Genomic DNA, 9019 nt, shown 5'->3' on the forward strand with positions numbered 1-9019 from the left:
CCCTATGCATCAGCATATCTTCATACTCGTAGCCCTCGATAAGAAGATGCGCTCGACGCGGGGAATCAATGAAACACCAGCTAATGGTGCTTGTGTGCGCGCTAGCCTTAACGGCCTGCGCGGACCACGGCGCGCGTGACCGGCTTGGCGTTCAAGACGCCACCCTATTGCATAGCGGATTCGGCGTCACTCAGGACGAAGCCGCGGGCGCGGTCAACTCACAATGGATCAGCACCTACGCGCCGGTCGTAAGCAGCGGCACGGCGTTGGCACTACTGCAGACGCGGCTCGACCGTTTGCCGGGCGATAAGAACGGCTATTTTCAAGCCAAGGCACAATGCTGGATCAATGCCGCTCAACAGGCGCGGCAAGCCGACGATCACTGGGGCTTCGTCGAAGAAGCGATTGGCCAGGCAGCCATGATCACGATGAGCCTCGAGAACGGTGCGCCGTTATCGGCTGTCAATCCCGCGCTGCGTACCGTGTCCACGGTGCGCCCCGATCTTTGGAAGATCGTCAATACCATCAAGTCGGATCCCGCTGTTGCGCAATGTCCGCAGGCGCTGCCGCCGCTTGCTTGTGCCGAAGTCGAGCTGATGCAAAGCGGGCATGACGCATGGCGACGCAGTTTCTCCAACGCCGAGAAACGCCTGCCTGAAGTGCAGGACAACTTGCGTCAGTCGGCGGAAACTGCGCTGCAATGCAAGCAGGCTGTACAAACGCCGACGTCCGCTCCGGCGCCCGCACGTGGTCCTGCCTCCGCCTCAGCTGCGAATTCGCCGCGGACGATCGCGTTAAAGACCGATTCTCTTTTCCGTTTCAACGGCGGTGACGCCGCCGCGATATTGCCCGCCGGCAAACGACAGTTGAACGACGTGGCAATGCGTTTGAAGAAGATTCCTGCCATGTGTGAGTTGAAGGTCACCGGCTACGCTGACCGCCTCGGCGACAAGTTTTACAACATCGGTTTGTCCATGCAGCGCGCGTACACAATCGAGCGGTATTTGCGAGCGCGCGGCGTGAGCTTGCCGATGACCGCGCAGGGCAGAGGCAGTGAGAATCCGTTGGTGGACTGCCAGCAAACGAAGCGAGATGTGTTGATGCGATGCCTCGCGCCGAATCGACGCGTCGAGATTGAACTCGTCGCGGTGGCCCCGTAGTGTGCCCTTGGGTGGAAAGCTAGCAAGCGTGCCGCACAGATCTATGCGTCTTCGACCTTGACGCTGCCAACGATCAATGTCGCAAAGCGTGTATTCAGGAGGATTAAGAAAAGTGTCAACTATTCTGGTTATCGACGACCATCCTGCGTTTCGTATGGTCATCAAAATGCAGCTCGTGCAATTGCTTGGCGTTGAAGAAGTGATCGAGGCCGATAACGGCCAGAGCGCTGTCGAGATGGCCCGCATACACACGCCAGAGCTCGCCATATTGGATCTCGACATTCCGCGCATCAGCGGACTCGATGTGATTCCCCGACTCAAGCTCGTTCATCCGCCGATTCGCGTGATGGTGCTGTCGAGTCACGATCCGGCGACGTTCGCGCCGCGCGCGATGCGCTCGGGCGTGCATGGTTTCGTCGGCAAGTCGCAGGAAATGAAGGAGATCATGCGCGGGGTAGAGGCGGTGCTGGCAGGCTATACCGTGTTCCCGGTGACGACTAATGGCGGCGGTATGGCGTTCGCTGCTGGGGAGGGAGGTGAAGAAGCCAGGATCGGGCTGCTGTCGGATAAGGAGCTCGTGATTCTGCAGATGCTTTCGAAAGGCATGTCGAATAAGGCGATTGGGGATGCCTTGTTTATCAGCGACAAAACCGTCAGCACATACAAAAGCCGTATCCAGGAGAAACTCGGCCTTTCGTCGTTAGCAGGTCTCATCGAGTTCGCGACTTTGCACCGTTTGGTCGAGTAGGTTTGTGGGCTATGAATACTGCGAGTCTGTCTCGTTCCTCTGCGTCCACATGGAGCCAAACGCTTAAAGATCTGCTGGATGCCGCGCCTGTAGAATCTCGCGCGTTTGTCCTCGAAGAGAGCGCGACGAACCTGCGCGAGCTCATCGATGGTGTTTTCGCATTGCTCATCTCGTTTGCATCTCGTCGCGATTTGCACCTGCGTGCGAACGTCGACCACACTGTCGCCGAAACGATTCGCGCCGACGGTGCCCGGTTAGGCCAAGTCCTTTTCCATTTGCTCAACCGAACGGTCCAACTCAGCGCGCAGGGAGAGATTTCGCTCGTCGTGTGGGCGCAGTCGTTGAATTCGGGCTCGCAACGTATCTTTATCAGCGTGGTCGGCGGTGCGGATAAGCATGCTGCCGTCGCGCCGTCGCAGCCTTCGGCTCCAGTCGCTGGTGACTCACAGGTAGCCAAGCGACTCGCCGACGCCGACGCGTGTTTGCCACTCTGCACACTACTGGCGCAGTGCATGCACGGCGAGCTTTCCATCGCGACCAGTTCAGAGAAGGGCCCTCGCGCGACCTTCAACGCGCTGTTCGCCGTCGAACAACAGGAGCCATCCGCGGGAACGGCTAGCGGCAATGCACAAGCGCCTTTTCTTCGGAACACCACGCAGCCACGGGACGTTTCCGCAAGCGCCTCGTTTGAGCCCTTTGAAAGCCGTTATCTGGATGCTCTATCCGAAGAGGGAGTCGATCTTCACGCGTTTCTCAACAACTGGCGTGAGGCAATGAATGAAGACCTCGAGCGTCTCAACGCCTTGCATCGTGAAGGCGACTTCGATCATTTCCATAGCGTGCTGCATCGGTTGAGCGGAGCAGTGGGCCTCGTCGGTGCGCGCAGTTTGATGGAGGCGTTGCGGCGTGCGAGTACGTCGCCCCTGGAACACAGCACCGGCTCAATCGACGCGCTAACGGCGCGCGCCAGAACCCTGGTCACGCAACTCGACGCAACGTCGCGCGCATACCGGAGCACCTCACAATGAATCGACCGCTTGCCTTGATCGAAGGCGACTTGGCGCTTCCAATTCCGCGGCCGTTCGATGTCTTGCCGCCGCCTTTCGGTTCAAGGCGTCGGCAGGTCCAGACCATGGCACAACGCGAACCGCAACCCGCGCCACTCACCGCTGCACAACAGGCAATCCAGGATGCGGTACAACACCCGTCGCCGCCAGCACGTCGTGGACCAGTACCACCCGGTGTGAAGTTTCTTTTTTTCTACAAACTGCCGGCGCAACGCGACCATTCTCATCGGTTTGCGGAGCAGTTGGCCGAAGCCAGGTACTACCTGAATATGGGTCAAGTGCGCCCGAGGTCGACCCGTTCGGATCATATGCTGGGAGCGGCGATCTTCGCGGGCTGCAGCATTGCACTGGCCTGGCTGCTGGCCACCTGTACGACGCACGATGCCGACAGGACGACAGCCACGACTACGGCTGCGGCTAAGTCGATAACGCAGCCGGTTGCGTCGGCAGACGGAAGTACGATGGCGCCTGATCCACGCGAGCGTGCCAAACCGGCACAGCCGCCGGTCGAATTCACCCGCGCGATCGCGCGAAGCATACCCTTGGCCGCTAGTTCGCCGAAGGCGACGAGTCCCATCGCTGTTCCTACGCCAAACACAGCGAAGGCGAGCGAGGTTTCTCGCGAGCCACCGAAGCCGCAGCATGTCGAAAGCCTTGTGCCGCGTCCAACCGCCCGAGTGTCTATGCATCAGGACACTGCAAGCCAAGCCGCAAAGCCTCGCCATCGGGTCCCAGTCACACACCTCAGCAAACTGCAAGCGGACGAACGCCCGGCACCAAGCCACACGGCCAAGCCATCCGGACCCGGACAACCGTCCACGTCGCAACAACCCGATTGGACCGCGCGCCCTACGTCCGCAACCGACACAGCGGAGCGCGCCGCATTGCTCGATTGGGCGGCCCAGCAACGGCGCGCGAACATCACGACGCGGGCTCGCATCCCGGTGCCGAAAGATACCGACTGGAGCGCCCACCTAACGCAGCGTCGGATCACCGACGACCCTGAAGCCTTCGGCACAAGCGGCGCCGGCAAATAGCGCCCAAAAAGTAAGCAGCCAAAAAAAAGCCCGACCACCGGTCGGGCTTTAAAGTCAGCTGCGTCCTCCACAGGACGCAGCTCCTGCAAAACAGCTCGCAGCTACTGTACAGGTAAGCGAATACCTTAAGCAGCCAGCAGCGAACGCAGCACGAACGGCAGAATCCCGCCGTGCTTGTAGTAGTCGACTTCGATCGGCGTGTCGATACGCAGCAGCACCTGCACGCGTTTTTCCTTGCCGTCCTTGCCGCGAATCACCAGCGTCACTTCCTGTTGCGGCTTGAAGTCCGCGCCGAGGCCTTCGATGTCGTACGTTTCTTCGCCGGTAATGCCGAGCGATTGCACGCTATCCGAGCCCTTGAACTGCAGCGGCAGAACGCCCATGCCGACCAGGTTCGAACGGTGAATCCGCTCGAAGCTGCGCGCGACCACAACCTTCACACCCAGCAGTTGCGTGCCCTTCGCAGCCCAGTCACGCGACGAGCCCGTGCCGTACTCTTCGCCCGCGAACACGACGGTCGGCGTGCCGGCGTCGATGTACTTCATCGCTGCGTCGTAGATCGACATATTTTCGCCGCTCGGCTGATGAATCGTCAGGCCGCCTTCCACGCGCGAGCCGTCTGCCTTCGTCGGGATCATCAGGTTCTTGATCCGGACGTTCGCGAACGTGCCGCGCATCATCACGTCATGGTTACCGCGGCGTGAGCCGTAGCTGTTGAAGTCGGCCTTCTGCACGCCGTTTTCCTTCAGCCACTTGCCTGCCGGCGAGTCTTCCTTGATCGAGCCAGCCGGGCTGATGTGGTCGGTCGTGACCGAGTCACCGAAGATGCCCAGTGCGCGCGCGTCCTTGACCGCTGCGATGCTGTCGGCCGGCGTCATCGAGAAGTCCTTGCCGAAGAACGGCGGCTCGGCGATGTAGGTCGACTTCGGCCAGTCGTAGACTTGACCTTCCTCGCCTTCGATCTTGCTCCACAGGTCGCCCTTCTTGGTCAGCGACGCGTAGTTTTTGCGGAACGCTTCCGCGTCCAGCGCGAACTTGAGCAGGTCGTTGACTTCATCGCTGGTCGGCCAAATGTCGCCCAGGTAGATGTCCTTGCCGCCCTTGCCCTTGCCGACCGGTTCGGTCATCAGGTCGCGCGTGATGTTGCCGGCGATCGCGTAGGCGACGACCAGCGGCGGCGAGGCCAGGAAGTTGGCGCGGATGTTCGGGTGAATACGCGCTTCGAAGTTACGATTGCCCGACAGAACCGCTGCCGCGACGATGTCGTTCTTCGTGATCGCTTCGTTCAGTTCCGGCGTCAGATCGCCCGCGTTACCGATACAGGTCGTGCAACCGTAAGCGGCCAGCGTGAAGCCGAGCTTGTCGAGGTACTTCAGCAGGTCGGTCTTCGTCAGGTATTCGGTGACGATACGCGATCCCGGAGCCAGCGACGTCTTGATGTGCGGAGCGACCGTCAGGCCGGCTTCGACAGCCTTCTTCGCCAGCAGGCCGGCGGCCAGCAGCACGCTCGGGTTCGAGGTGTTCGTGCACGACGTGATCGCGGCGATCAGGATGTCGCCGTTCTTCACGTCGACGCCATTGCTCGTCGTGTATTGCGCGTCGAGGTCTTCGGCCTTCTTCGCAAAGCCGTTTTCCGCAACCGGCTTGGAGAACAGGTCGCTGAACGTCGACTTCACATTGCCGATTTCGATACGGTCTTGCGGGCGCTTCGGGCCTGCCAGCGACGGTGCGACCGTGCCCAGATCCAGCGTCACGACCTTGGTGTAGTCGATGTCGCCTTCCTTCGGCACGCCGAACAGGTTCTGCGCCTTGAAGTACTTCTCGAAGGCCGAGATTTCCGCGTCCGTGCGGCCCGTGCCCTTGAAGTAGTCGATGGTTTTCTCGTCGACCGGGAAGAAGCCCATGGTCGCGCCGTATTCCGGCGCCATGTTGCCGATCGTCGCGCGATCCGGCAGCGACAGCGAGCGCGTGCCTTCGCCGAAGAACTCGACGAACTTGCCGACAACCTTTTCCTTGCGCAGCAGTTCGGTGACAGTCAGCACCAGGTCGGTTGCCGTCACGCCTTCGCGCAGCTTGCCCTTCAGGTTCACGCCGACCACGTCCGGCGTCAGGAAGTACACAGGCTGGCCGAGCATGCCGGCTTCCGCCTCGATACCGCCCACGCCCCAGCCCACCACGCCGATGCCGTTGATCATGGTGGTGTGGCTATCGGTGCCGACCAGCGAATCCGGGTAGTACACCGTGTCCGCGCCTTCAGCCTTCTTGTGCACGCCGCGTGCGAGGTATTCCAGGTTCACCTGGTGAACGATACCGACGCCCGGCGGCACGACCTTGAACGTGTCGAATGCCTGCATGCCCCACTTCATGAACTGGTAGCGCTCGTTGTTGCGCTGGAATTCCAGTTTCATGTTCAGGTCGAGCGCGTTCTTTTCGCGGAAGTGATCGATCTGCACCGAGTGATCGACGACCAGATCGACCGGGACCAGCGGTTCGATCGACTTCGGATCCTTGCCCATTTGTTTCGCGACGCCGCGCATTGCCGCGATGTCGGCGAGCAGCGGCACGCCGGTAAAGTCTTGCAGCACGACGCGCGACACCACGAACGGGATCTCGTCGACGCGCGCGGCGGTCGGCTTCCAGTTCGCGAGTTGCTCGATGTGTTCTTCGGCGATTTTCTTGCCGTCGTAGTTACGCAGCACCGATTCCAGCACGATTCGGATCGAAACCGGCAGGCGGTCGATCTTGATGTTCAGTGCCTTGCCGAGTTGCGGCAGGGAGTAGAACTTGCCTTTGCCGGAACCGCTGTCGAATTCCTTGAGCGTTTTGTGGAGGTTGTGGGCCATGGTGTTTTCCTTGGTTTGATCGCGGAACTACAGTACTTAACTAGATGACGTACAGATCGACGTATTCATTGACCGGCATGGCTTCGAGCCTTGCCTGATCCAGCGACACGTCGAGAATCGCCAGTTGTTGCTTGACCGGAAAGCGGCGCGCGAGGTTGGTCTTGAACTTCTCGACCAGCAACGGGATCCCGTCTTCGCGACGACGCTTATGACCGATCGGGTATTCGACTACGACTTCGTCGAATGTCGATCCGTCGTTGAATTCGATCGTCAGTGCATTGGCGATCGAACGCTTCTCCGGATCGTGGTAATCCTTCGTGAACTGCGCGTCTTCGACGCATTCCATCTTCGCGCGCAGCACATCGAGCCGCGCGTCCTGCGCGATCGAATCTTCATAGTCCGCGGCCGTCAGCCGGCCGTGGATCAGCGGAACGGCGATCATGTACTGAATGCAGTGATCGCGGTCGGCCGGATTGTTCAGCGGTCCTTTTTTATCGATGATGCGAATCGCGGCTTCGTGCGTGCGGATCGTGATCTTGCTGATGTCTTCCACGCGTTTGCCTTCAGCCGCGAGTTGCGCGTGCAATTTCATCGCGGCTTCCACTGCGGTTTGCGCATGGAATTCTGCCGGAAAAGAAATCTTGAAGAGCACGTTTTCCATCACGTACGAACCGTACGGACGCTGGAATTGGAACGCGTTGCCCTTGAAGAGCACGTCGTAAAAGCCCCACGTCTTCGCCGTCAGCACCGACGGATAGCCCATCTCGCCGGTCTTCGCGATCAGCGCGAGACGCACGGCGCGCGAGGTCGCATCGCCCGCAGCCCACGACTTGCGCGAGCCGGTATTCGGCGCGTGGCGGTACGTGCGCAGCGCATGCCCATCGACAAACGCCTGCGACACCGCGTTGATCAGTTCGTCGCGAGTGAGGCCGATCAACTGGCCGACCACTGCGGTCGACGCCAGCTTCACCAGCAATACATGATCGAGCCCGACCTTGTTGAAGGAGTTTTCGAGCGCGATACAGCCTTGAATTTCGTGCGCCTTGATCATGGCGATCAACACGTCTTTCATCGCCAGCGGCTGTTTGCCCGCTGCGATGGCGCTGCGCGAGAGCCAGTCGGCCGTCGCCAGAATTCCGCCGAGGTTATCCGACGGATGCCCCCATTCGGCGGCAAGCCAGGTGTCGTTGAAGTCGAGCCAGCGGATCATGGCGCCAATGTTGAAGGCGGCCTGAACCGGGTCCAACTGGAACGACGTGCCCGGCACCTTCGCGCCGTTGGGGACGATCGTGCCCGGCACGATCGGTCCCATCAGCTTGGTGCAGGCCGGGTAGGTGAGCGCCTCGAGTCCGCAGCCGAGCGTATCGATCAGGCAGTGACGCGCGGTTTCCAGCGCGAGGCTGCTATCGATCTGATAATCCAGAACGTAATCGACGATATCGGCCAGGACTGGGTCCGGGTCGGGTCGCACGTTGGAAATCGGAGCGGACATCGGAGAGCTTTCCTGATGACGATGATTAGTTGCTGGTCTTGTCGATCGCGTTCGATTGCGTCGGAGCCGGTGCGCCTTGCTGCATCGCTGCCGTCTTGCACTCGTCGGCCAGGCGCGAGCTGTCCTTGTCCGAGAACAACATCGCTTTCGTCGGGATCACGACCAGGTCCATACCCGTTGCGGCATCGTGGAAGCGGTCTGCCCCCGTGGTGGTCGCTTCGCGCGGCAGATTGTAATTTTTGTTAGCCCAGTGAACCGTGACGATCTGGTCACGCTTCATGTCGCCCTTCAGTTCGAAAGCCTGGCCTTCGTTGCACGACCACTTTTCCGCGCCTTCCGGTACCGGATCGACCTTCGCTTCCTTGGCCGGGTTCGGTTTGCGCTTGATCAGGCGCTTCGGCTGCGGTTTTTTCGGCGCAGCGCTGGCAGCCGGCTTCGTGGTGGTCGCCGTTTGCGCGGCGGCGTCAGTCGCGACGGACAGCATCGTCGTGGACAGGGCGCCAATCACGGCGGCGATCATCAGCTTTTTCATGGAGAAAACCTTTCTATCTAGTTTCAGTTAAACATTCCGCGGCCTACCGGTCCTGGCGACCGCGTGGTTGAACTGCACGCGCTTTGAAAGCGCACAGCGACCGCTATTTTCTCCTATTTAGCGGCAGGTACTTCAAATTC

The 9019-nt window shown here is 60.4% G+C and carries 7 protein-coding genes; 3 read left to right on the forward strand and 4 right to left on the reverse strand.

The genetic code is table 11. The annotated features are described in order from the left end of the window. Positions 1-68 precede the first annotated feature (68 nt). From P0D96_RS12960 to P0D96_RS12970, 3 genes are all read left to right on the forward strand, one after another. Positions 69-1160, forward strand: a complete 1092-nt coding sequence (locus P0D96_RS12960) for an OmpA family protein (RefSeq protein ID WP_408177675.1) — start codon at positions 69-71, stop codon at positions 1158-1160. 112 nt (positions 1161-1272) lie between these two features. Further along, complete coding sequence (locus P0D96_RS12965; protein WP_408177676.1) at positions 1273-1908, forward strand: response regulator; 636 nt, start codon at positions 1273-1275, stop codon at positions 1906-1908. A gap of 275 nt (positions 1909-2183) precedes the next feature. After that, positions 2184-2936, forward strand: coding sequence for an Hpt domain-containing protein (locus tag P0D96_RS12970; protein WP_408177677.1), 753 nt, complete (start codon positions 2184-2186; stop codon positions 2934-2936). Positions 2937-3279: 343 nt separating this feature from the next. On the opposite strand, the gene P0D96_RS12975 is transcribed toward P0D96_RS12970, so the two are convergent. From P0D96_RS12975 to P0D96_RS12990, 4 genes are all read right to left on the reverse strand, one after another. Next, complete coding sequence (locus P0D96_RS12975; RefSeq protein ID WP_408313706.1) at positions 3280-3552, reverse strand: hypothetical protein; 273 nt, start codon at positions 3550-3552, stop codon at positions 3280-3282. Positions 3553-4137: 585 nt separating this feature from the next. Next, on the reverse strand, positions 4138-6855 hold the full coding sequence (gene acnA, locus P0D96_RS12980) for an aconitate hydratase AcnA (protein ID WP_132383595.1): 2718 nt from the start codon (positions 6853-6855) through the stop codon (positions 4138-4140). Positions 6856-6895: 40 nt separating this feature from the next. Continuing rightward, positions 6896-8347: a bifunctional 2-methylcitrate dehydratase/aconitate hydratase gene (locus P0D96_RS12985; protein WP_132383597.1), complete on the reverse strand. Its 1452-nt coding sequence runs from the start codon at positions 8345-8347 to the stop codon at positions 6896-6898. Positions 8348-8372: 25 nt separating this feature from the next. Further along, positions 8373-8879: a hypothetical protein gene (locus tag P0D96_RS12990; protein ID WP_132383599.1), complete on the reverse strand. Its 507-nt coding sequence runs from the start codon at positions 8877-8879 to the stop codon at positions 8373-8375. Between the last annotated feature and the right edge of the window lie 140 nt (positions 8880-9019).

Source organism: Paraburkholderia sp. RL17-347-BIC-D, from assembly GCF_046027915.1.
GTDB lineage: Bacteria > Pseudomonadota > Gammaproteobacteria > Burkholderiales > Burkholderiaceae > Paraburkholderia.